Source organism: Chitinophaga sp. 01L420 (genome assembly GCF_056399985.1).
Genome location: NZ_JBFTSK010000032.1, coordinates 1 through 24,653 on the forward strand (window position 1 = coordinate 1; position 24,653 = coordinate 24,653).

The 24,653-nt window shown below is 41.2% G+C and carries 17 protein-coding genes; 9 read left to right on the plus strand and 8 right to left on the minus strand.

The genetic code is table 11. From position 1 onward, the window contains the following. From AC1DP6_RS25185 to AC1DP6_RS25195, 3 genes are all read right to left on the minus strand, one after another. Positions 1 to 932 (minus strand): DUF262 domain-containing protein (locus AC1DP6_RS25185; protein ID WP_477057308.1); only part of this gene is annotated, 932 nt, incomplete at its 3' end. Then, a complete protein-coding gene (locus AC1DP6_RS25190) occupies positions 933 to 1,904 on the minus strand; it encodes a hypothetical protein (RefSeq protein WP_477057309.1) in 972 nt (323 codons plus the stop codon). A 6-nt stretch (positions 1,905 to 1,910) separates the two neighbouring features. Next, positions 1,911 to 3,182 (minus strand): AAA family ATPase, encoded by a 1,272-nt coding sequence (locus AC1DP6_RS25195; protein ID WP_477057310.1) that lies wholly within the window; start codon positions 3,180 to 3,182, stop codon positions 1,911 to 1,913. 731 nt (positions 3,183 to 3,913) lie between these two features. On the opposite strand from AC1DP6_RS25195, the gene AC1DP6_RS25200 reads away from it, so the two are divergent. Continuing rightward, positions 3,914 to 4,033 carry a hypothetical protein gene (locus AC1DP6_RS25200; protein ID WP_477057353.1) on the plus strand — a complete coding sequence of 40 codons (120 nt, stop codon included), beginning with the start codon at positions 3,914 to 3,916 and terminating at the stop codon, positions 4,031 to 4,033. Between the two features lie 144 nt (positions 4,034 to 4,177). Here AC1DP6_RS25200 and AC1DP6_RS25205 read toward each other — a convergent pair whose 3' ends face one another. Beyond that, a complete protein-coding gene (locus AC1DP6_RS25205) occupies positions 4,178 to 4,405 on the minus strand; it encodes a helix-turn-helix domain-containing protein (RefSeq protein WP_477057311.1) in 228 nt (75 codons plus the stop codon). Between the two features lie 445 nt (positions 4,406 to 4,850). Here AC1DP6_RS25205 and AC1DP6_RS25210 point away from each other — a divergent pair, with 445 nt between their 5' ends. Next, positions 4,851 to 5,333: a hypothetical protein gene (locus tag AC1DP6_RS25210; protein WP_477057312.1), complete on the plus strand. Its 483-nt coding sequence runs from the start codon at positions 4,851 to 4,853 to the stop codon at positions 5,331 to 5,333. A gap of 10 nt (positions 5,334 to 5,343) precedes the next feature. After that, the gene (locus tag AC1DP6_RS25215; RefSeq protein ID WP_477057313.1) at positions 5,344 to 5,610 is read left to right on the plus strand and encodes a hypothetical protein; all 267 of its coding nucleotides are present in this window, start codon (positions 5,344 to 5,346) and stop codon (positions 5,608 to 5,610) included. 117 nt (positions 5,611 to 5,727) lie between these two features. Here the strand turns inward: AC1DP6_RS25215 and AC1DP6_RS25220 are convergent, their stop codons facing one another. Beyond that, the gene (locus AC1DP6_RS25220) at positions 5,728 to 5,931 is read right to left on the minus strand and encodes a hypothetical protein (protein WP_477057314.1); all 204 of its coding nucleotides are present in this window, start codon (positions 5,929 to 5,931) and stop codon (positions 5,728 to 5,730) included. 226 nt (positions 5,932 to 6,157) lie between these two features. On the opposite strand from AC1DP6_RS25220, the gene AC1DP6_RS25225 reads away from it, so the two are divergent. The 6 genes from AC1DP6_RS25225 (at position 6,158) to AC1DP6_RS25250 (ending at position 17,570) form a co-directional block, all read left to right on the plus strand. Continuing rightward, positions 6,158 to 6,370: a hypothetical protein gene (locus AC1DP6_RS25225; protein ID WP_477057315.1), complete on the plus strand. Its 213-nt coding sequence runs from the start codon at positions 6,158 to 6,160 to the stop codon at positions 6,368 to 6,370. A 663-nt stretch (positions 6,371 to 7,033) separates the two neighbouring features. After that, positions 7,034 to 7,321 carry an RloB family protein gene (locus AC1DP6_RS25230; RefSeq protein WP_477057354.1) on the plus strand — a complete coding sequence of 96 codons (288 nt, stop codon included), beginning with the start codon at positions 7,034 to 7,036 and terminating at the stop codon, positions 7,319 to 7,321. Between the two features lie 106 nt (positions 7,322 to 7,427). Further along, the gene (locus AC1DP6_RS25235) at positions 7,428 to 11,201 is read left to right on the plus strand and encodes an RHS repeat domain-containing protein (RefSeq protein WP_477057316.1); all 3,774 of its coding nucleotides are present in this window, start codon (positions 7,428 to 7,430) and stop codon (positions 11,199 to 11,201) included. Between the two features lie 209 nt (positions 11,202 to 11,410). Continuing rightward, positions 11,411 to 15,889: a DUF6443 domain-containing protein gene (locus AC1DP6_RS25240; RefSeq protein ID WP_477057317.1), complete on the plus strand. Its 4,479-nt coding sequence runs from the start codon at positions 11,411 to 11,413 to the stop codon at positions 15,887 to 15,889. Between the two features lie 5 nt (positions 15,890 to 15,894). Next, on the plus strand, positions 15,895 to 16,353 hold the full coding sequence (locus AC1DP6_RS25245; RefSeq protein WP_477057318.1) for a hypothetical protein: 459 nt from the start codon (positions 15,895 to 15,897) through the stop codon (positions 16,351 to 16,353). Positions 16,354 to 17,195: 842 nt separating this feature from the next. Further along, positions 17,196 to 17,570 (plus strand): DoxX family protein, encoded by a 375-nt coding sequence (locus AC1DP6_RS25250; protein ID WP_477057319.1) that lies wholly within the window; start codon positions 17,196 to 17,198, stop codon positions 17,568 to 17,570. Positions 17,571 to 18,455: 885 nt separating this feature from the next. On the opposite strand, the gene AC1DP6_RS25255 is transcribed toward AC1DP6_RS25250, so the two are convergent. The 3 genes from AC1DP6_RS25255 to AC1DP6_RS25265 all read right to left on the minus strand — a co-directional run bounded on the left by AC1DP6_RS25255 (position 18,456) and on the right by AC1DP6_RS25265 (position 24,641). Then, entirely contained in the window at positions 18,456 to 18,623 is a 168-nt protein-coding gene (locus AC1DP6_RS25255; protein WP_477057320.1) for a hypothetical protein, read from the minus strand. 217 nt (positions 18,624 to 18,840) lie between these two features. Further along, positions 18,841 to 19,077, minus strand: a complete 237-nt coding sequence (locus AC1DP6_RS25260) for a helix-turn-helix domain-containing protein (RefSeq protein WP_477057321.1) — start codon at positions 19,075 to 19,077, stop codon at positions 18,841 to 18,843. A gap of 107 nt (positions 19,078 to 19,184) precedes the next feature. Then, entirely contained in the window at positions 19,185 to 24,641 is a 5,457-nt protein-coding gene (locus tag AC1DP6_RS25265; protein WP_477057322.1) for an Ig-like domain-containing protein, read from the minus strand. Positions 24,642 to 24,653 lie beyond the last annotated feature (12 nt).

Below are 24,653 nucleotides of genomic sequence, written 5' to 3' on the forward strand. Positions count from 1 at the left end.
TTATATTTATATAAGAAGTTCGCGGCATGGACTATGGCCGTTTCGCTTTTAGCTACTATTTCAGGTAAATTTATGCGCTTTTCTTTTGCTAAATCTTCCAATTTTGCCTTGTAAATATCTTTTTGAAGAGCAGCTATTATTGTTCTAAAAATAAAAATTCGTTCTAGGTCTGAAAACCTGTATTCAATAATTTTTTCAAGTATTTCATCGATTCTGTCGGAAAGTTTAAAACCTTCCTTCCCCTCTTTATAAGTCAATGCAGAAAGCATTTGATCTGCTGTTACGTTTAATCCCCTAGTATTTAATCGAGAGAATATTTCAACAGCACTATTCAAATCTCCTCCTTTGATTTGTATTATTGCTATTTTATATGTTAAAATTGACTGAGCCAATTTTTGTGCTCTATTTATTAATTCCGTTGAGTCCTTATCATCTATATTTTGGATTCTTTTGCATTCGTCCAAAAAAGAAATAGTTGATATGACTTTGTTCATTGGTAAAAGATACGGGTTATAATGACTCTGGTTTACATATTGAAATTCTTCATTTTGTAGATCAAAAAATAAGTTCCAAAGAGAAGTCTCTTCTAGAGAATTTTGATCCGCTGAGTTAAGATATAAGACGCCAAATAAACTAGATATTCTTTGATGTCCATCAAGAATATAATTTATTTCATTTTTAGAAGTTAGAGGAAGGACGAAACTACCTATTTTAGGAAAGCTTTCGAGTTTTTTATCTGTTTCCCAAAATAACAAACTTCCTATGGGATAACCTTTATATATGCTGTCAAATAGGCCCACTACATCGCTTTGTCTCCAAACATAAGGTCTTTGGAAATTTGGTACACGAATAATCCCCTTCGAAATATCCGCTATAATTTCTGTTAAGTATCTTACTTGAGGACTTACTGTTGAATTATTGCTTATTTCCACTTATATAAATTTGTTAATTTCTAATATTAAATTTTTTACTTCTTCAGGATCAGGCTGGTGCACACATTTTTGATCTAAATCTATCCTTGTAAAATCAGGATCACTGAAGTATTGATACATCTCTTTTTTCGAATCGAATGTTTTTATTTCTGAAAACCCTTTTTTTAGAATTCTTAGTTCCGCTGGATCTAAATTATCGTATAAGGCTTTAGCATTATCCTTAATTCCTTTCTCCAAATCGTAGAAGTCTTTCTGTTCAGGTGATAATTGAAGAAATGACTTAACGATTTTTTGTGCTTCGTTTGGTACTCTTTTTATTAATAATGTTTCGGTTAAATAGTTTTCTATTTCTCTTTTATATAATATATGATATGGTATGTTGTTCTGATTGCAAAAAGTTTCTATTGCTTGGATCTCCTTTGAATAAGGTTGGGTTGGGAATTCCTTGTCGCTATCTATTATGACAAAGAATCGTGGCGTTAATTTTTTATGAAGTTTGCTCAGACAGATTTTGGGAATTTGTGTTTTACCTCCAGCATGGCAAAATTCTATCCAGCCATTTTCAATCCCAGCCAAGATACCTTTTGCCTGTTTTTTAAACAGTGGCAAAACGCTTTCAAGAAATAATTTATCACTTCCAATATCCTCAAGAACAATGAATAGTGGTTTAACTAGTTGATAATATATTCTTTCTCCTTCTTCGGATGAGTCGATTGTAACTATATTTTTACTTTTTATTGTAACATTTCCTAAGTGCGCAGTTCTTGTGATGGATTTTTGAATTAAGCTAATAACGATATCTATATGTCTTTCTCCTAAAGATTTAACCCAACCACTTTCCATTATATCGTCTTCTTGGCCATTAGGAATGAATAGATCATGCTTGCCATCTTCAGTTAAAGCTAGGATCTCATCCAGTTTCTTATACCATGCTTCATTATTTAATAGGGAGCCGTCAATACTAAAGAACATTTTCTTTTATTTTCTTAAAGCTTTTCTAATTGCTAATATTTCAGTATAATCTTCAGAAAACACGCCTTCTGGCCAATCTGATAATTCTCCTTCTTTATTTATCTCAATACGACTTATTAGCTCTCCTTCTACTATTTCATCATTAACCCAATAAATAATTACATCTTTTTCGTTAAGGACTCCCTCAACAATTAAGCGTCTTATTCGAAGTATTATGTTTTCAGAATGAGTTTCTATGATAAAGTTTGTATCCCGTTTTATAGCAGTCTCGACCAATAATTGGCTAAGTTGTGAATGAGCCGCTGGGTGTAAGTGTAGTTCTGGTTGTTCAATGATATCTATCGAAGGTTCCACCTCGAACTCATAAAAACATCTGACGATTAAAGGTAAAATTTGGCTCATACCTTGGCCTACATCAACTATATTAACTTTTACTGTTGGGCTATTGGGATTAACTAAGACTATTTCGAAAGAATTTATATCATTATTTAAATCAAGTTTCCAACCTCCCAAATTTTCCTGGTACCAGTTACTAACGTTATTTACTAACTGAGTCCCTAGATAATCACTCATTCCAAGGATTTGTGGTGAGAACTCTCCTTTTGTGCCAATTTTAGGAGGCGTAGTACCTGAATGTTTATATACTCTATTAGGAAATGCTCTGAAAGGGCCAAGGTAATTTACTGTTGATGCCCAAACATGGAGAGACTCAATTAATGTATCAATACCGTCAACTATTTTAATTAGTTGATTATTTTCTTCGTTGATTATTTTTGTTGGCAAAACTCCTTTGAAGTTTACGATCACTGGTACTCCTTGCTCTCCATTACTATATACATATTTCAGATCTTTGAAAGAGTGAGGGGTATATCTACTGAAATCTAGCTCCATTCTTACTTGAGTTTGACCAGATTTGAATTCCCATGTTTTGATTATTTGGATTGGTGAATCATGAAAATTTTGTACTACAAATGAAATAATAAGATCTTCTCCCTTTTCGTCTACGAAGCACAATTCAAATGTAATGCTCCCGTGTTCGAATCGATTATGAACCAGATCAATGAAACTTCCGCCAAATTCTATATCTGCAATTTGAATAGCCAACGGCTGCAGGGCGTCTTTACTGAATGAATTTGATAATAATAATGGAAGTCTTGACAAGGCGCTTTTTCCTGAACTATTCTTGCCAATGACAATTGTTATTGGTCTGATTTCAAGAATATGTTCTTTTTCAAAGCATTTATAGTTTGTAAATTTTATATGTTTTAATTTAATCATTATTAAAGATTATTTCAGAATGGAGATTGCTGCTGTTCTTATAAATATACTCAATATTAGGCATTTATGTCATGACTGCAAGGGGGGAATCGAATATTTATCGAAATAACCTAATGGTTGTCAGGTTTTTATATTAAATAAAAAAATAAAGGATTTTAAACATAGAATTAGATTATCTGGATTTCCGTGTAAGTCGGTATCACAAGAGATTTCGTTTTTTTAATTGCCTCAAAATTAGCATAATTTAAATCAAGTTTAAAACTAACTATGCAATTTCCACGCTTCGCTGGAACCGCCAGATGTTCGGTTGTATCACAACCGATCTTTCCGCTCACCTGCTTCGCGGTGATCTGATGTCAGGTTGTATCACAACCTGCTTTTTTTGCGCTTTCCCTCCGAAGTCGGAAAGCTGGTTAACCTATTTAAAATTTGATGGGGTTGAGTTTTTTTTTGAACTTTTAATTATTTTCTAATAGATAAGTAGCCCCAATAATTTTAAAAGCAAAGTGTATGAGTGAAAGTGTGCGTAATGAAAATGCTATGCCCCCGATGTTATTCCCCTTCGACCCAGATCAATTTTGGCGGCAAATTAGATTGATAATCCGAGAAGAATTGGCCGTCAAAGAAAAAACGGATTCCCCTAAACTTGTTATGAGACTCCTGGATTGCTTTATAAGCCCATCTATAAGATTGCAGAAGTATGTGAATTATTTCAGGTGACCCGGCAAACGGTGCATGATTGGGTAAGGATCGGTAAGTTAAAGCGCCATAAAGTGAGATCCCGTGTTTTCTTTTTGAAGGAGGAAATTTGGCAGGTATTCCGCGAAGAGGATAAGCACACGGATGGTTAATAGAGATGAAATTGGCCGCTGCCGCGGGCTTGCACTTTTTACCGAATGATTTTCGCAGCTTCAAGTCATTTTTCAGCTTTTGCGGGAAAAATCATTCGGTAAAAAGTACATGGTTTAAGAGCGATGATATTAGGATGAGAAAGCTTATGCTTTGGGAAATAGCTGATATAGATCTGCCTCCAAGGCTTCAGCCAGCTTTACGATAGAATGAAATTCAATATTCTTTTGTCCATTCTCAATTCTACTTATATCGCCATGATCGATACCTGATCTAACTTCAAGATCCAGCTGCGTTAATTTTTTTTCTTTCCTCAGCTGTCGTAGGCGTTTCCCTAGTTTGATAAGTTCGTCTGAATATCTATCTGTAGCCATTTTCTTTATTAAGTATTCCAAGCTCGCAGAAAACCGCAATAAAAAATTTGGTTTATAACACAAATTATAAGAAAGATGTTTATCTTTGCAATGTGAGAATGGTTTTGTGTAAATGTTTATTTTAGCGAACCCTTAAGATATTAAGGCTTTCGCTTAATCCTCATCTTGGGAACCTGAGAAATTCTAAAGGGAATGAGGACGATAAGTGAAAAGTCCATGCTATGCGTGGGCCCACTTACTCGTTCCCTAAGGCTTCTCAGGGCCTCCAAGACGGGTAATACTGGGCCTGCGTTTTTTTTGTTTAATTAACTCTCCGCAGGTCTTAGATAGTCTCTCAGATTTTAATGATAAGGTTTAGTTAACCGGTCATTTTGACCGGTAAGGAGAATCGTTTGGGATAATCAGACCTGTAGCCCTTTTAATCATTCTTTAAAATTGAAATGTAATGGAAAGTTTATTAAGTACCCTGTGCAACATTACCCCATACAGCACTAAAACCGGCTTTGCTAATCTCTGCTGGCATTCCCTAAGTCGGGTCATCGCCAGTAAAGATGCTGATAAGTGGACTGCGGAGCAGCGCGATCATTTTATGGTATTCACTCAGTATTTTATTAGATGTGGAGAGGCTGTATTTATTGTAAAAGATGCACTGATCAGAGATAGCGCTACTGATCTTAATAGTAAACTGGTTGCAGAATTGGTTGAATCATTAGACTGGCTTGAGGAATTTGCCTCAGGTGTGGAGCTAAAGGAGTTGAATGAGACAATTGATGAATACACTGAAATACTCCTGAACATAGAAACCCGCATGATGGACGCGGAGGTGACCGAATTTGCAGCTAATCATTTTAAGTTTTTCTTCCAGACAGTTTATTCTTTAGATATTGAAGAACGAACAAAGAGTGGGAGGCTTGTCAATCACCATTAAATCTTAACCCATGAAAAATTTAAAAGACGAGAACGTATTATTTATGTTTCATACTGAGTTTACTACTGTGGCCCAGCATTTCAGAGACAGGGTGTGTGAAGAATGCAATTTCAGTGTTCCCACTTTTTATCGGAAGGTGAGAGGCAGGAACAAAATTATTGACGGCAGGTACATTCCCGCTCTAAGTAACGCCGAAAAGGATAAGATCCAGGAGATTGGGGAAAACATTAAGAATGAAATCATTTCATCAATAGCAGACCTCACGGCGAAAAAGTAATTATTTTTTGTGTCGTTACAACAATGGTGCTTGATTTCTCTTGCGCCATTTTTAATTGCTACAGATTCCGGTTAGCATGAAGTTACCGGTACTAGCATAGATATGCGATGTCCAATATTATTCGATGTTTTTTTCCAATAGTGCTTTATTAGCCGCAGCTATCCAGTCACTCCAAGCTGCAGGGTCAGCAGGCTCACCATCATTTAGTAATCGAAATCCGCCCAATAAACCTGCCAAATCATCCGAGTTTGTGCGTTCATATAAGCCCTCTAAAAATAGATACATAGTTAAGTATGCTTGTTTGAGAGTTAGTTTTTCCATCTTGTTTTGGTCTGTAGATTAAGCAGTATTATGTAATGATTTGATTCAGAGGAAGGCGTCATCTTTTTAAGATATAGATATCATGTTTTCCTTCTGTCTCCAAATATAATCCTTAACTAATGGATTCTGTCTCTTTATTTGCTCGTTGCTGCCACAGCTCTTTAATCTTCTTACCAGCTTCTTCCGGACTAATACGAATATACTTGTAGAAATCTTGTAAACTCTTATGTCCGCTAATTTTCATGATAAGTTCAACAGGAGTGCCTGCCAGAAACTCATTTGTACAAAAGGAGCGGCGGCAGGTATGAGAGGTGATCCATCCGTACTTTGGCCTAATGACCTCAATATCCTTGTTCCCTCTTTTGTAGGAGAACTTCACTGCTTCGCAAATGCCCGCCAGGTGACCAGTGTAACCTTTCTCTCTGTAATGCTTCACTGATCAGGGTTTTTGGACTTCAAACCAAAACAATTAACACCAAACAACACCAAAGGCGTTAACCTAAAACCACAAAGAACATGAAAGTCAGTCAAGAATTATCAATTTCATTCTGGTTAAGGAAGGACAACAAGAGTTCATGAGTGTTTCTGAGTTTTGTCAGTATACCGGACTGAAAGTAGAGGAAGTGAACCTGTACTTGAGGCATTAACTGCGCGTTAAAGCCAGGTCAAAGGGTTGTATAAAGTATGGTAAGACTGTATTGTAGATGCTATGTTCTCTCAAACCTGATCAGATTGAGTTATTCCGGGTGGCAACAAAAAAGGCAACACTGGCTTTTGAAGCCGTGAAAGCCGCGATATACAAGGCATTGTCCTAGTCTCAAGAGATCACAAAAGGTGCACATTTGTGCGTGCGCCTTTTGTGATCTCTTGATCATCCTGGTGGTGATGTCCGCTAAACGCCAACGTGGGATGAATTTATTTTGTACCTAAATCAATACTGAGTGTTTTCCTAATACCAATATTCGATTTCAATTTCTATTTTGTGAAGGGATCTGTTTTGTTTGCCCGCCACCAGATATTGGGGCTTGTGCGGTTTGTTGCGTCCCTACCAAAATATGCGTAGACAGAACCTACAGGAGTAATAAAGATTTCAACAATTCTAATCGTTTGTGAAAGAGAAAATACTGAGCTGTCCTATTTTAGACAGTTTCGTCTAACAACAGCCACAATAAAGCCCATTGGAGAAGGATACAACACTCTTTCCTTGGTTAATAGAGCTATTGAGCACTCTACTCAGAAAAAATATGATCAGGTTTGGTGCGTCTTTGACAGGGACAGCTTCGCTTCATATAACTTTAATCAGGCAATTATTCTGGCTGAAAAGAATAAATTCGGCGTTGCCTATTCTAATCAAGTATTCGAATACTGGATTTGTAGAATAAATCATTAAATTATACCTTCAGGCTTTAATTGCTTGGCAGTGAACAGGTATCTTATTCTTATGAGATATTTTTTTTATGCTTTGAAAAGTGAAATAATCCTTTTTATTACCATCTATGAATATGTTTATTGACCACCAGGACTGTCATGCGCAAAGTAGTGCATTTTCACTTTTATTGAGGAAACTGATCAGCAGTAATTTAAAAACATTGATAGCAGGTCTATCACAGATGTTTTTAATTTTTACATCTGTGCAACTGTACGCTCAAAGTAAGGATCTGCAAGCTGCAATAGGGCCGTCTCCTAATGTCGCGAGCTTATTTAAGTTCAAAGATCAGCCTATTTCACTGTATACAGGAACGGCAGCTGTAACTATCCCTGTTTATACTATTAAACAAGGTATTATAGAGATACCGATTAGTTTGATGTACCATTCGGGAGGAGTAAAGGTATCTGAAAATGCATCGTGGGTTGGGCTCAGTTGGGCATTAAATGCCGGGGGGGCGGTAACCCAGGGTATATCGGGCAAACCAGATTTACCCTGGGTTACAAGTGGTACGCGTTACAATAAACCAGCATTGATTGATCGATGTCTGCTTACTTCCATTATGGATGGCAATTATGACTGTCAGCCTGATATGTTTCAATTTGCAGGCCCTGGTATTAGTGGCGCTTTTTATATGAATGACAATTTCCAGTTCTGCCAGATTCCTTATTCCAATGTGAAAATAGAGATGCTGCCAACTTTCCAGGGTGGGGGAGCTGCATGGCGATTTACTAATACTAATGGAGTAAGTTACATCTTCTCAAAGGCGGAATCGGTAGTTTCTTCCAGTCTGATCATTAACAACAGCAATGGAATGAACAATGGAGGTTCTGCCATCCTGGGACCAATGAATAACTACAATGTCAGTTCCAATAGCTGGCACTTGACCCATATTGTTTCTCCCCTTAAAGATACTGTTTCAATAGACTATGAATTATACAATAGCCAAGTGGTAAATTTTATTGGTGAGAACAATTATGTGGGTGCTCCCGGGGGCGGCGAGGTATCTCCTAACACCACAAATTACGAATTACAACGTATCACCGGCTGGAGAATCAAGCAAATCAATTCAAGGAACGGCATCGTGAAGTTTGTCACTGGTGGTAACAGGTGCGATATCTATAATGACAAGTATTTGTCAGAAATACAAGTGCTAAATAATTCCGGGAAAATTGTTAAAAAAGTACAACTAAGGTACAAGTATCTTGTGAATGGCTCTTTGCAAGACCTTGCGGCCATAGATTGCAGCACAGAAGGGCCTCCTTCTTCTGGAGCGATAGATGTAAACAGGCCTGAATTGACAAGGCGTTTAATGTTGGTAGGGGTTGATGAAACAGATCCGGTAACAAACCAGGTGTCGGGCAGCTATACTATGAGTTATCAAAATGCTATTGGATCTGGCTATTTGCCTTCTAAATTCTCAGCACAGCAGGACTTTTGGGGATATTATAATAACAATCAACAGAATTCGCTGCTGCAAACATTACAGGCAACAACATCCTATGTTCAGGGCATAAATATACCTGCTATTGGAAACCGGGACCCTAATCTGCAATATGCTGTTCAGGGTATGCTCAACAAAATTACATATCCGACTGGCGGTAGTTCCAGTTTTACTTATGAATTGAACTCCGTGAGACAGGAAGGTTATACCGGATGTGGTAACGTCATCGCAATCCCTACAAAAACGTATTCGCTCACTGCCAATGTTGGTGGGCAGCAGTTGGGTACATTTACTGTAAACAGTTGTCATGGTGGAGATAGCGTGGCGTTCCAGATAAGCGGGTGCAATTTTTCAGACGCGATGAGCCCAACGACAAATTTGCCATATGGATTTAATGTCACCTGGGCCGGAACTACATATGTTACCAGTCAGACTGTCATTAGTCAATCTGGCGGACATGCGGTTACCGGTACCAAATTTTATCTCCCTAATGGTACATATACCATCACGTCTTTCTCAACTACTGGCCCACCGTGTACATATACGCTGACAGTACCAGGGCGTAATGAGCAACAAAAAGAAACAGTGAGTGCACAAAATGAAAAACCTGTAGGTGGCTTAAGAGTAAAACAGATTGTAACCACAGATCCTACCGGAAACGTAAATCTCATCAAAAAGTTTGAGTACGTAACAACCATCAATGGGATAACTGCTTCCAGTGGAACTGTTTGCGACCAGATATACGCGCCATTTAGCAATACTTATGTCACCGCAAAAGACGTTACTACATCTGATGGTTTTTTCACTTATGTTTCTGACCCGTATACGATTTTAACAGTTAGTTCAAACACCAATTACCCTTTAAGGATGACCCATGGTGCGCAGGTAGGTTATTCAAGGGTTGTAGAGCGGATGGCCGACGACAATGGTAAAGACAATGGCTATGTTGTATACAATTATACTACAGATGGAGATGAGAAATTTCAGTCGCCCCAGATTATCAATTCTGATATTCGTGGCGGTATTTCTTTTGATGCCAGCGGACTTTATCCATTTGCACCCTCTTTTAGTTATGAATGGACAAGGGGAAATATGCTGGCTACTGAATATTATAAAAATGACGGCAATGGCGGGTATGCCTTAATGAAGAAAGAGGAAAACCGCTATTCATCCGTGAGAACAAAAGACACTACTGAGGCATATGTTGCGGCATACTATTTACATTCAACAGCTCCTTACAAGATGAGCTGCGCTTCCGGAGGATTATTTGGCTCTTATGATATATTCAAGTATACACCATACAAGTTGTATTCGCAATACCGAACATTAGACTCTACCATCACTACTACCATAGAGGATAACGGGGTAGTACTATCAGATACTACTACTTACGCTTATAAAGAGGGCTATCAATTACCATCAGTTACTAAGAAAATTGACGCAAAGAGAAGATCAGTTACCATAAACTCTAGGTATGTTTATGACTTTAATATCCCTGCATCGACATCTGATCCTATTGCCCTTGGAGTAAAAAGACAACAGGATCTTAATGTCCTCAGCCCGGTTGAGACATACACACAGATCTCTAATTTGGATGGTACAAATGTCCAAACAGTCAATGGATTTTTTACCAGGTACAACACGAGTATACCGTTGCCTGATATGATCTACTCACTTGAAATACCCACACCGATAACCGACTATACCAGTGCAACAATCGGTTCCGCAACTTCTGGTATAGATAGCAGATACAAGCCTGCAATTAGTTTTGATGCATACGATGGTATTGGAAATTTGCTTCAGCAGCATAAATCGAATGATGTGTTGCATGCCTATATATGGGATTACACAGGTATGTATCCTGTTGCTGAAGTAACAAATGCCGATCGGTCCAATATAGCATATACAAGTTTTGAAACAACGACTAATGGTAATTGGACAATTACTGGTGGAACCATCAATTCATCAGACGCTTTAACAGGAGAAAAAAGTTTGAGTCTGGCAAGCGGAAATGTTGTGGCTAAGGCCTCTTTAACTACCGCGGACTATACAGTGACTTACTGGTCAAAATCAGGCTCATTTAATGTAAATGGTACAACAGGCAGCAGTAAGGGAAGCAGAAAAGGATGGACACTATATGAGCATAAGCTGGTAGCAATAACGGCTGTTAGTTTGACAGGGACGGGAGTAATCGATGAATTGCGACTTTATCCAACCGGCGCTCAAATGAAAACTTATACGTATTCTCCACCAGTTGGTGTTACCAGCGAAACAGATGTTAACAACAAAACAACCTATTATCAGTATGACAATTTAATGCGTTTACAACTGGTGCGTGATCAGGATGGCAATATCCTGAAACAAAATGATTACAAATACGTGCAACCCGTTACACAATAAAATAGTGGGAGTTTCCTTCTGCGAATATAGCCCATGACGAAACAGACTAGTGGTGGAAGGAACTATCGGCGCCCGGAGAGTGAAGGTTACGTAAAGCATAGCGCAACGCAAGTAATTGGAAATACTAAAAAGGAATTGAAGAAGAAAAATTAGCCGCGCCGGACAAGACGGGCACAGTAATGATTAATAACTCTGTTGAAAGAAATATTATGTATAGGTTATATCTGTTTGTTATATTGCTGGCTTTCGTGGTAAGGGTGCAGTCACAAAATAGGCCTGATGTCACAGTTCGTCCGCAGGCTACACCTGTGGCCCTGCCAGGCGCTTATAGCAATACCACTATTAATTATATCCGCACCTGGAAGCCGATGGTGCCTAGCACAGATACGGCGTTTGTTGCATCTTCAAGTCGTCAGGTAACGGAAGTATGGCAATCCACACAATACTTTGATGGACTGGGCCGTCCTTTGCAAACGGTATCAAAAGGAATGAGTCCCGCAGGAAAAGATTTGGTAGGCACTGTTGTGTATGATGCTTTTGGACGCGAACAGTTTAAGTATCTGCCTTATGTGCAACAAAGCGGTAATACCAGTGATGGTAAATTTAAAACTGATCCTTTTAATGCTCAGAAGGCATTTTACCAGAATGCGACGCTGGCGCCTGGTGGAACTGGAGAAGCGGTGTATTACAGCAGTGCCGATTATGAGGCTTCTCCTTTAAACCGAACTCTTAAAACTTATGCTCCCGGCAACAGCTGGGCAAAGAATGATCCGGCTACCGTAGAGCGGGGAGGTAACCGACCAGTGGAGACCCGGTATCAGCTCAACGCTACAGCGGACTCAGTGCGGATATGGGATTTTTCCGGTGGGGCGGTTATCCCTGGCAGCGCAGCCGGCAAAATTTATGGCGCAGGCCAACTTTATAAAAATCTTAGTATTGATGAAGCTGGTAATCAGGTGGTAGAATACAAGGACAAGGAGGGCAAAGTAGTTTTAAAGAAAGTACAGTTATCCGCCACACCAGGAACAGCACACATGGGCTGGCTGTGTACCTATTACGTTTTCGATGACCTGGGTAACCTCCGTTTTGTCGTTCCTCCGAAGGCGGTGGAAGCCATCATTAGCAACTGGACAATCACTGCGGGCATCGCTGCGGAGCTTTGTTTTATTTATAGGTATGATGGGCGTAGCCGTATGATCGTTAAAAAAGTGCCTGGTGCCGATTCCACTGAAATGGTATATGATGTACGCGACAGATTGGCCTTTTCCCGGGATGGTAATATGAAGGGCAATAACTGGCTTGTGACTTTCTATGATAACCTGAACAGGCCTACGCTGAATGCGCTGTATAGTGATAACACCAGCAGAGATGCACTGCAAACGGTCATGAATGCTGCTACGGGCAATACACAAAGCATACCTTATACTTTTCCGGGAACTGCTGACCTGATATTGGCATCTTATGATGGAACCACTTCTTTGTATGAAGCAACAAATAGTATTTGGCTTACTGATGGGTTTAATACAGGAGCCGGAGCAGACGTGTCATTTGAAATTAATGCTTCAGCAATTAACGGCAGCACAATAATCGCCGCTTCTAATCCATTTCCTAATATTCCAGTCAATAAGTTAACACCACTGGTATATACTTTTTATGGTGATTACAGCTTTACGGGGAAGAGAAATTATGTTGCAGGTGATATTACCAAGCCGCAGGCAGGGAGCAATCTTTATGCGGAAGCGCTGCCAGCAACAGCCAGTACAATGGTCAATGGCCTGGTTACCGGTACACGAGTAAGAGTCCTCGGAACAGATCAGTGGCTTACAACGACTTCCTACTATAATGACAAAGGCCGTCAGATACAGACGATATCCGACAATATTAGCGGCGGGTTTGATGTTACTACTAATTTGTATGATTTTAATGGTAAACTGCTGAGTTCCTATTTGAGACATAAGAATCAGCGTAGTGGCACCATTCCACAAGCCACTATGCTTACTATGATGACCTATGATGCCGGCGGACGTCTGCTCAGTGTTAAGAAGAGGTTAAATGATGATGTGGCTCTGGAAAGAACGGTTGCCACAAATGAATATGATGAGCTGGGCCAACTGAAGAAAAAACGTTTAGGTGTTAGTGGTACCACTACGCAGCTGGAAACATTAAACTATGATTATAATATTCGTGGCTGGCTGAAAGGGATCAACAGAGACTTTACTTCCACACCAGGAAGTACCACCAACTGGTTTGGACAGGAACTGAGCTATAATTATGGTTTTTCAACTACCCAATTCAATGGAAATATAGCAGGAGCTACCTGGAAGAGTCGTGGTGACGGTATACAACGGGCATATGGCTATTCTTACGATAATGTAAATCGCCTCACCTCTGGCGATTTTAATCAGCAAAATGGGAGTAATTGGACGAATACGACCATGAACTTTTCTGTGAGTGGGCTTTCCTACGATGCCAATGGAAATATCCTCTTCATGAATCAGAAAGGCATGAACGGTACCCAACCACAAACGATAGATAGTCTGAAGTATAGCTATTCCGCTGTTAGCAATAAGTTATCTTTTGTAACAGATAGAAGTAATAACCCTCAAAGCACGTTGGGCGACTTCAAGGAAATCAACAACAACGAAACGATAGACTACGCCTATGATGCGAACGGTAATCTCACCAAAGATGCCAACAAAAATATAGCAGCTATTCGTTACAATTTTTTGAATCTTCCGGATAGCATTGCTATTACAGGTAAGGGAGTGATCAAATATCAATATGATGCCTCAGGCAATAAACAGCGCAAAATAGTTACAGACAATGCGGTTACTCCTGCCAAAATAACAACAACCGACTATATCAGTGGGTTTGTTTACGAGAACGATACCTTACAATTCTTAGCACATGAGGAGGGACGCATCCGGACAATCTTAAAGTCAGGGCAGCCGGTGGCTTATAAATACGATTATTTTATAAAGGATCACCTGGGCAATGTACGGATGGTATTAACGGAGCAATCTGATACCGGCGTTTACGCGGCTACCATGGAAAATACGCTAGCGCCTGCCGAAAATGCCCTATTCAGTAACATTGATAACACCCGAGCAGTCAAACCGGTAGGCTACCCAGCAGATGCAACTACTTCTCCCAATGATTATGTGGCCAGATTGAATGCCGCCAATGGGCAGAAGATAGGTCCATCCCTGGTACTGAGAGTGATGGCAGGTGATACGCTGCAAGTTGGTAGCAAAGCATTTTATAAAAGTACTGGTGCCAGCACCTCCGCTGCCACTACTGCTAATATGCTAGCGGCCCTATTACAGGCTTTTGGTGGCGATGGTATCAGGGATGGTGTTCACAGTGCGACTGGCGCAGGTTCCCCGCTGGCTGTAACGTTTAATAACACGGCTTATGATAATTTAAAGCAGAAGGATCCTTCACAGAATCTGCCCGACAAGCCTAAATCCTATCTCAATTACGCACTGTTTGATGACCAGTTTAATATTGTCAATGAAAATAGCGGTGTAAAGCAGGTACAGGGAACTCCCGATGCCTTACAAACCATTGCCACCGATAAAATGGTCATTAAAAAGACCGGATTTATCTATATTTATACAAGTAATGAAAGTGCGCAAGACGTGTTCTTTGATAATCTGGTAGTATCACATAACAGTGGTCCGTTGCTGGAAGAGACACATTATTATCCATTTGGGTTGACGATGGCAGGGATTAGTTCGAATGCATTGAAGGGAGCGAATTATGCGGAGAATAGGATAAAGTATAATGGGAAAGAGCTCCAGTCCAAAGAGTTCAGTGATGGTAGTGGGTTAGAGTGGTATGATTATGGGGCAAGAATGTATGACGCGCAGATAGGGAAGTGGCATGTTGTGGATCCATTGTCTGAGAAAATGCGCAGACATTCACCATATAATTATGCGTTTGATAATCCGATAAGATTTATTGATTCTGATGGCATGGGGCCAGAGGATATTATCTTTCAGGGAAGCGATAAGAAACAAATCAGAATATTAACAGCCGGAGAAGATAAAGTAATAAATGTTCCAGTTGCGTTAGGTAGTGATCGGACTCTTGATGTGGGAGTAAGTCAAGTGAATCCTAATAACTTCGTATATGGCTATACGCTAAGTGCAGATGCAGGTGCTGCAGTAGGCATGGGAGTTCAATGGGGTGGAGAGGTCAGCGTCGCCAATTTTACAGATAATAAGTATAGTGGCTATAATTATGTGTTTGCGGGAGGACATACTACAGAGCAGATAGGTGCGCAGGCTGGTTTTGGAGCAAGTGCTGGAGTTAGCCTTTTTGTAGGATACGACACGCATCCCTCCACAGATCCATCAACTTTTGCAGGCGCAACCTATAGTACCTCTTTATCAGCTGATATAAAGGCCATTGCAGGTGGGGGAGTTTCTGTATCCGGATTTTCATCCACAGCAAATTTGAAAGAGCTTGGTTGGAAAGGTATTTCCATTGGTGTGAGTGTATCTGCGGGACTTTCCGTGAATCTTGGTAGTATCGGAGCACAACAGTCTAGTACTATTTTGATGAATGACGTAAAGCCGACATCAGAAAGAGGATTTTTTGATAGAGTATCTAATGCAGCATTTCCAATTCTGTCATCATTTACAAAATCTGGTTATACGAATGCGAAAAAACTTTTAGATTAATATTTATGACAAAATGTAAAGTATGGATTTTACTATCCATGATGCTTTTGATGAACGTTTGTTTCTGGAGCTGCTTATCAGACCAATATACGAAGGCTAATTCCCGGGTATTGAATCATGTGAAGTTCTCTGGGAAAATTATCTCTCTGGATGTATCTGGAAATCACGCTTATGGGATAATTGGAATTTCGGTTTTGACAACAAATAAAAGTGAATTTGTAGATACCATGCAATCTGTCATGTTTCCATATAGATTGAGTCAGGGGTATGCGGAATTTTACGGCTATGTGCCCGTTGAAACAAAGATTGGTTTCAATATTGAGCTTGACTCAGATAAACGGATAATGAAGATTTATGACAATGACAAACTGGTCAGGGAAACAGCAGTAGCAGTTTCTCTAGAGGGAAGGAACATTGAATTTGTCGGGAAGCATTCGAAGTTTAAATTTATTAGCCCCAAATAGACGATACAGGAATAATTTTTTTAGGAGATCGTAATAGAGGCAACCTTGTTCCCTGTCTTCCTACGGCTTCTTTTTATGAGTTAAAAGCTTTTTTAGCCTTGGTGTTTTGAAGGTCACAAGTTTCCTTAGGGTATTGGATTTTCCCAAAATTCATTGGTATATCTAAATGATCTACGGGGATTTATTTTACATTATTTTGCACCAGTTCAGCAAATATCTTCGTACTTTTATAACGATAAAAAGTTCTTTCAAACCTGATCAAATGAAGCTATTCCGGGTGGTAACAAAAAAGGTTACACTAACTTTTAAAACCCTGAAAAGCCGCGATATATAAGGCATTGATGTAGTCCCAAGGGGATCACTGGAGAAACGGGAAACCTGCGCTGAGCGCAGGTTTTTTGTTTTTGGTCTATTTGTTAGTCTATTAAAGTGCGAAATTGCTTTTCGTGGTTACTTAGTTTTATTTGGGTTGACTTGTCAATACTAATTTATGACATTTCGATTTTAAGTACATATTTGTTTCTAGTTGTAATTCCAGTTTTAAGAGCATTCCTTTTGCGGTAAAGTGGTCATCTATAATTTAAACCTGTTATTTTGCGATACCCTTGGCGGCATAATCTTTTACTATCTTTACATACTTTACCACAAATAGATTTATAGAATGGAAGATATTAATCTTTGGTTAGACCAACCCAAAAAGGGTTAGTCAGAAGTTAAAAATAAAGAGATTTTGTTTAAGCAAAATCCTTTTGATGAGCAACCTTGAAGTTTTTCAAGGTATTTTACTATGCTCGTCTATCAAGGCTTTCAAAAGCTTATTTTTTTAACTTCATAAAGAAAAGATGAATACTATTTTGTGGATAATACAGGGGCTTCTCTCTACATTTTTTATTATGCCTGGTTATGGAAAAATTTCAGGCAGTAAAGAAAAACATGTCGCAGACGGACATTTGAAACCGAACAACTCTATAATACCAATCCGAATATTGGGGGTTCTTGAATTATTAGGATGTATCGGCATTATAGTCCCGTGGCTTTTAGGCATTGCACCAATTTTGACACCTATGGCAGCAACGGCCTTTTGCTCAATTATGTTAGCAGGCATGTTTGTTCACGCCAAAAAGAAGGAATACAAAATGCTCCCAATGTTGATTATAGTTTTTATCCTATCAACAGTTGTTGCATATTTTAGGTTTGCAGCTTTAGCATCGCAATAGAAAATCGCTGAATTGAATATAGCAACATTTAGCCAAACACCGCCATTAACTGCTACTTGCAGCCATTAATTTAAGAGCAGTGCAAGCTGCTCTTAAATTCACGCAATTTGTGCTAATTTTCGCAGTTCAAATAGAAAAAGGTTCGAGTTTTGTATCATTTAGGGATCACTCTACTTCTAAAACCTGCGCTAGTGCAGGTTTTTCTTTTTTAGTTGAGTGTTTAGCTGAGTTCCTTCTATATAACCTCAATTTGTTTCCCATGCTTTATATTGGTTAACTAGCTTTTACTAAGATACGAAAGTCATCACCGGCGCCGCGAAGAGTGAACAGAGGCAGTTTAATATAGAGGAGGGTATATTATTTTAATTGTAGTAGTTCGGCCAATTGCTTTAAATTTTCGAGGAATTGGTTCGAGAATTGTCCAACCGGGATCACCATCAGGAGTAAAAGTAAATACTCTGACGTAATTAAAACCTTGTAGAAGCTTATTCTACAAGGTTTTTTTGTTTTTAGTGGTAAAGTTGTGAAAAGATAGATAAGGATAGAAAAGTAAGCGTTGCGGTTAGCAATATAATTATTAAATTGTGCTAACCGTCACAGGCCCCAAATGCTGCACCGTGTTTCGTTTGACCAATACCTTTAGGTGGTTCGCTACAACATAAGGTGATAAGTTTTGTTTCTACATCCCCATCCGCTTTATCTCATATATTCTACTTGTTGGTTTTCACTCCAGGGCTGCTTCCATTCCTTCTTCCATAAATCGTTCTTTACCCGATCTATAGTACGCGTACCCATCCTAAAGGCTTTACTAATTTGATCATTTGTTTTTTACTGCTCTGCGCGCAATAGGCCCAATACTTTCGGGCCGCTGTGGATTACTTTTCCTTAGCAGCCCCGGCTGCAAATCAGCATGCTGTGTATAGGGTCGCAGGGATTTTCTGTCAACGGATCAGAAATCAGGCGGCCAGCCATATTATTGACGGGTGCTGTACTCAGTCGTGCAATAATTTTTTTGCTCAAAACGAGTTTTTGTGAAGGCATTTTCTTTTTCATAACTTTTTCAATTTGTGGTGACAGAGAAACATCTGTACTTTAAGGTACTGGATAATTTGCTGCCACGGTATCCCGTAAAAGCGGGGTTTTTTGTAAGTATCCCTATTGTGGCGACAGCATAAACTTGGGAAAAATTGGATAACACTTAGGTAACAATATCTGATTCTAAAATCTGAACTAATCAATATAAAGGAGTGGCGTAGCTTTAAATTGGTGATTAAATAAATGGTATTAAACTATATTCCTTTACTCTAATACGTTGCGGCCCTTTGTTTAGAACAATAATAAAGCGATCATAAATAATTTTCCCATCCTGTTTTAAATCATATATCCGTTGAGGTAATGACCTCACGCTTAAATCGTCCAGGGCTTTAAATTTTGTGAGAGTATTCCCTTTAGAAAGGAATTCGTACACGATGGCATTTTCATCTTTAACTGGAAAAATTGCAACCATATAAAAAGTAGTTTATTATCAATATGAGAATTATAGTCAATCTGAGCTCCCCCGAAGTCGAAAAATGAAAAGCTGCCTCATTTATTTATGAGACAGCTTTTCATTTTTTAGTATTTCACAACTTTCATCGTCTTGCTTTGAGTACCCTGACTGATATTGATATAGTAAACACCTGGTAGCAGATGTTGACCAACCTGGTAATTGGCACCGGCATTTATTTTTGTAGAATAAATAACGTTGCCTGCGCTATTAACAATGATAAGCACTGCCGGTACTTTTGAGGAAGAAGCCATTTTTACATTAAACACGCTGTTTGAAGGATTAGGATATACTGTTGTTGTAAAATCCTGGTTACTGCTGGTGTTTAATTTGTTGCCGGTTACTGCGATCCCGTTTTGATTTTCGTTCAAACTTTGCAGGGAGTCTGCAGGCGTTAATGTCCGCACCTCGATAGCAGCTATTGAACCACTGTAAGGATCATACAATCCTTTTTTAGGATAGAAGAATACCAGTATCATACCTGCGCTGTTTGCCGTTGCCCTGATGGTGCGTGTAACAGCGGTGTTCAACCTGTTGCCTGCGGCCTGGTATATGTTGAAATCCGTAAGACTGTCGAGACCATTAGTGGCTTTTACGCTGAATATCCTTTTATTTTTTTCTGCATCCTGTGCCTCAACGAAGTGCAGGCGGATAGCATAAACGGTATTGGGAGTGAGCCCGCGCAGATAATAACGCATCTGGGTGATGTTATCTTTGAATACGCGTAAATACTCGTATACCTGGGGGGGAGCCGGATCGGTTACATAAGACACGTCTACGGGTGAAGATACTCTTTGTATCCAGGTATACCCCGCATGCCATAGTTTATCCGTGCCGGTAGGACCTTCGGGAACATATTGGGCAAAGGTAGTATTGGCATAAGGACCAGGAGGCGTACTCGTGGTACCGGCGTTTATGCCGTAAACAGCGGATTTATTTGTCTTTAGCACTTCTATGCAATAATCATCCGCCCATACCGTGCCGAATCCTACCTTAGCCACCCAATAAGTAAGCCCTGTGGCACTGTCGGGTACATTGATGGTGTCTCTTATCTGAGCCCAGTTATCCCGGTATGCGGTCACATTGTCTATTTGTTTTTGGTAAGCAGTACCGGTAGCTGCGCCCTGGTTATCTACAAACCCAACACCATATCCTGACCACCACGGATAACCCATAGCGTCTTTTTCTACTTTGACCCACTGGCTGAATACAATGACGCTGCCGCCTCTCACTGGTATGGAGTCTTTTATGTTCAAAGAGGTGTTTGCTGTAGTGGAACCGAGTGTAACGGCTTTATCGCCGGAATGGCCTTTCCCGCTAACGGCATATACAGCGCCCACTGTAGGAACAGATTCTTTATAAGCGATCCAGTTAATAAGGCCACTTTCAAAACCATAATTGGGTATTCCTCCGCATGAATCAAACGGCACCACGGTTACCGGCAAGGCAACTGAAACGCCTGAGCCATCCTGTGTATTGACGTTAATGGTAACAGCGCCCTGTTTAATGGCAGTGACAAGGCCTGTACTGTCAACCGTAGCAAAGGTTGTATTAGAACTGCTCCAGGTTACTTTTTTAATGGAGGTATTAGATGGCAGGAAAGTAACTTTTACCCGCAGCGTATCCCTTTCCCCGATAGTGGCGGTGGACGGTTGCAAACTCAGACCGGTGGCCAGTACATTGGCTACATGAATATTGGCCTGTGCTGTAATAGCCGGGTTGTCTGCCGAGGTAGCGGTTATTATTACATCGCCTTGTTTGATACCGCTGATAGTGCCATTGTTGGTTATTTTGGCCACGGTGGTATCTGAAGATGTCCATATTACCCCTTTATTGCTTGCTTTTGGGGGAGTGATGATGGTATTGAGTTGTAAAGTTGATCCTACAAATACATTGGCTGAAGTGCTGTCCAGCATTAAGGATGCAACAGGTATATAGATAACTGTATAGGTTTTGGCAGCCGTAAAACTACTTTCCGCAGATGTAGCGGTGATAGTAACCATGCCGGCACCTTTTCCTGTTACCACACCGTTCAGGTCTACAGTAGCTATCGCGTCGTTGGAAGATTTGTACACCAGGTTCCGGTTAGTGGCATTTGCCGGTGTAGTGGTCAGTTTCAGGGTGTCTTTATAACTTACATAAAGATTACTGCTGTCTGAATTAATGCTGATCCCCTGGAGGGGGATGATAGATGCCTCAAGGGCGGATATAGAAGCGCTGTAAGGATCGTTGGTACCCGTTTTAGGAATGAACATCACGGTTATTACACCAGCGTTGTCAGCTTTTGCCTGAAGGGTGCGTGTAATCACGGTATTCAATTTATTACCGGCAGCCTGGTAAATGTTGAAGTTGATGAGGCTGTCGCCACTGGTCTTCAYGTTAAACACCCGATTAGCTTTGTCGGTATTGCTGGGCTCAACAAAATGCAGGCGCAGCGAATAGTTGGCATTGGGAATCAGGTTGCGGAAATAATAGCGTAGCTGGGCCGAAGTATTTTTGGAGATGCGCATGTACTCATATACCTGGGGAGGAGCAGGCGTTGTTACCTGGCTCAGGTCCATCGTTGCTGTGTTACGAACGCTCCAGGTATACCCTGCATGCCATAGTTTATCGGTTCCTGCAGGCCCTTCGGGTATATATTGGCCGACCGCTGTATTCTGAAGTGGCGTTGCCGGGCTTCCCGTTGTTGCTGTTGTACCTGCATTGATGGCTGTTACAATGGTGTTCACGATCAGTTGCACGGTTTTAGCGGGCCCCCCGTCTGCCGGGGAGATGGTGAGGGAGGTAGTGCCCATTTTTAAACCGGTCACCACACCATTGGCATCCACTTTTGCAATGGTGCTATCCGCCACGGACCAGTTCAGCGTTTTATTGGTGGTATTTGAAGGCGCAAGAGCAGCGGCAATCTGCCTGGGCGTATTCATAGTGCCATACACGACACTGTCTATCACGATACTGGTGGATATAGTGGGCGGAACGACGACGATCTGTCTTGTATTCGTTTTTCCTCCATCGACTGATGTAACGGTAATAATGGCGATACCTGCATTAATGCCGCTTACCTTCCCGATCTGATCTACTTTAGCGATTGTAGTATCAGAGGAGTTCCAGGTAACAGCGGGATTGGTGGGATACGTGGGTGTGAGCTTTACGTTCAGTTTCACGGAGAATCCTCTTACAATAGTGTCTGATGCGGGATTAACTATTTCCACCGACTGAACAGGGCCGGCTACCGGGGAGCCGAAAAAAATGCCATTTCCGCTGATGGCAAGAAACATTCTTCCTTTATTGTCTGCCGTAATATTCTGCACCACGCCTGGTACCCTGTCTAAGATGGTGGTCCAGGTACGGCCGGTATCATCTGAGCGGAAGGCGCCATAGGTAATGCCATTGATGGGAAGGATCTGGGCGGTAGCGTATAAAGCCAGGTGCGCGTTGGCGGTGGTGTCGGACATGGCGGCAGCTATCCATTTGGGTTTGAAATTTTCGCCACCTACCTTACTGAATGTTTTACCAGTGTCTGAAGTATGATAAAGGGAGGCATATTGAGGATAGGCGTCATCGTAAAATGCAATCCATACATCCCCTGTTTTCCCAGGCGTTGCTTCAATGTTGGAGGTAGTGGCATAAGAAGAGCCATTGGGATTGCTGCCGGCGTTTGCAGTAAGACCAGTGGCGGTTGTTTTCTGGAATGATTTCCCGCCATTAGTGCTTACATAAAAAGAACCACGGTCCCAGATATAGAAATAATCGCCGTTCACCTTGTCGGCTACGAGATGGTTTTGCCCGGGGTACAGATTGAACTGCGGGCCCGAGGGCAAGATCCCGGAAGAGGCACCGGTGGATTTGGTCCAGGTGGCGCCCAGATCTTCCGACCAGTAAACGTTACCGGGAGCGTCATTAACATCTATTTGGGTGAGCCAGAGGATATTCCTGCGATCAGCGGATACGGCTACACGCCCACGCAAACCGGGCGATTTTGGAAAAAGGGTGTATGTATCACCACCATCGGTGGAGTAACCCGCGCGCGATGCCTCGATCCTATTAGCCGCAGGGCCGTCGCAACCTACCCGCACCACAAAATTAGGATCGGTATACTGGAAAGCTACTCCCTGCATATTAAACGCAGAGAAGATGCTGTAGTGCAGTGCGGTGCCGGAAACAGCGCCCTGGTTCAACGGTTCTGTAAGGGAACGGTGATGGGCGCCTCCCACATCTGCGGTAGCAGTGAGCAACAGGTTCTTGCCACTCGGAGGTGCTGCCATAGGGCCTGTTACCACAATTTCTTCCAGGCCTACTACGCGGATCTTCCAGTTGCAAATGGGGTCAAAGATATTATCTGTGGAAAGCACGTCCAGCATATCGTTGATCCATATCCGGTTCGGGTAAAAAGGGTCCCAGGTAAATGCAGCAGCATTATGCCCTGGTGAATTATAATATAATCCGTCATTCGACGAGTGTGGCGCTTCCGAATTATCGCGGGTGATCTTTCCCTGTGTATAGGAGCCGGGGGCGCCGCCCTGCCTTGAAATGTAATAGGGATCTTTTTGCCAGCTACCACGAGTGCTTACAACAATATCATTTGAATTGGCGGGGTTTACCGCCACTTTAGAGAAGTATCTGTCACTATTAACCGGATCTGGATCTAAAGTTACCGGAGAGACGTCCTGCCAGGTGCCGTTCTTGTACTTGTAGACACCTTTTTTTTGATTATCGGTTCCGGCAGATACGTACAGGGTTCCATCTACGTGAATCACGGCCCGGATAGGATACTGTGGACTGTTGCTCATTAGTGTAAAAGAAGCGCCACCATCTTCTGATACCCATACGCCTGTAGACCTGCCGATGTAAATGCGCCTGGTAACATTCTGGCCGTTCACAGCAATGGTACCGGAACTCTGGTCGAAAAGAATAAAGGCACAGGAGCCGGGCGTAGTGATGGCGCTTACCTGGGTCCAGCTGGCGCCGGCATTGTCCGTTTTCAAGGCGCCATTCTGGTCGGTAACCACCCACACGGTATTACTATTGGAGGGATCCACCTGTATACGATCCCCGTAAGCCTGCGTGCTGTTTGGGTGCACAACAATGGGAACCTGCAGGTCTGTCCAGGAATCGCCCCTGTCGGTGCTCTTCATGATAGTACCTACCGAGCTTGCACCTTTGCCAGGCGCTGAACCGGCGCTGTTTTCCACGGTAGCATAAAGAATATTGCCGGTACTGTCACTGGGATCTATGCCGATGCTGCCGCAACGCTGGTTAACTTCCCAGTTCCAGTAGTTGACCGGTATTTTTTTAAAGAGCATTAAATGCTCCCACTTCTGCAGGTTCTTATTCCATCGGTAAGGAGTGCCAACATCGGTGGTGATGAAATAAAGATCAGGTACCTTAGGATGCGCCACAAAAGAGGGCAATGCACCGGACCCGCCAATCCGGACCTGGTTCCAGGTATACGTTTGCGCACGTAGTTCCTGCGAGGTGGTCAGAAAAAAAATGGATAGTAATAGCGTGTAGCAAATCTTTTTCATATTCATAGTGGA

Bases quoted from the DNA above. Each gene is read 5' to 3' on its own strand.
- AC1DP6_RS25235 (WP_477057316.1), top strand. From the start codon at position 7,428: ATGAATATGTTTATTGACCACCAGGACTGTCATGCGCAAAGTAGTGCA.
- AC1DP6_RS25225 (WP_477057315.1), top strand. From the start codon at position 6,158: ATGTCCGCTAATTTTCATGATAAGTTCAACAGGAGTGCCTGCCAGAAA.
- AC1DP6_RS25215 (WP_477057313.1), top strand. From the start codon at position 5,344: ATGAAAAATTTAAAAGACGAGAACGTATTATTTATGTTTCATACTGAG.
- AC1DP6_RS25240 (WP_477057317.1), top strand. From the start codon at position 11,411: ATGTATAGGTTATATCTGTTTGTTATATTGCTGGCTTTCGTGGTAAGG.
- AC1DP6_RS25250 (WP_477057319.1), top strand. From the start codon at position 17,196: ATGAATACTATTTTGTGGATAATACAGGGGCTTCTCTCTACATTTTTT.
- AC1DP6_RS25255 (WP_477057320.1), bottom strand. From the start codon at position 18,623: ATGAAAAAGAAAATGCCTTCACAAAAACTCGTTTTGAGCAAAAAAATT.
- AC1DP6_RS25195 (WP_477057310.1), bottom strand. From the start codon at position 3,182: ATGATTAAATTAAAACATATAAAATTTACAAACTATAAATGCTTTGAA.
- AC1DP6_RS25245 (WP_477057318.1), top strand. From the start codon at position 15,895: ATGACAAAATGTAAAGTATGGATTTTACTATCCATGATGCTTTTGATG.
- AC1DP6_RS25220 (WP_477057314.1), bottom strand. From the start codon at position 5,931: ATGGAAAAACTAACTCTCAAACAAGCATACTTAACTATGTATCTATTT.
- AC1DP6_RS25260 (WP_477057321.1), bottom strand. From the start codon at position 19,077: ATGGTTGCAATTTTTCCAGTTAAAGATGAAAATGCCATCGTGTACGAA.
- AC1DP6_RS25210 (WP_477057312.1), top strand. From the start codon at position 4,851: ATGGAAAGTTTATTAAGTACCCTGTGCAACATTACCCCATACAGCACT.
- AC1DP6_RS25205 (WP_477057311.1), bottom strand. From the start codon at position 4,405: ATGGCTACAGATAGATATTCAGACGAACTTATCAAACTAGGGAAACGC.
- AC1DP6_RS25190 (WP_477057309.1), bottom strand. From the start codon at position 1,904: ATGTTCTTTAGTATTGACGGCTCCCTATTAAATAATGAAGCATGGTAT.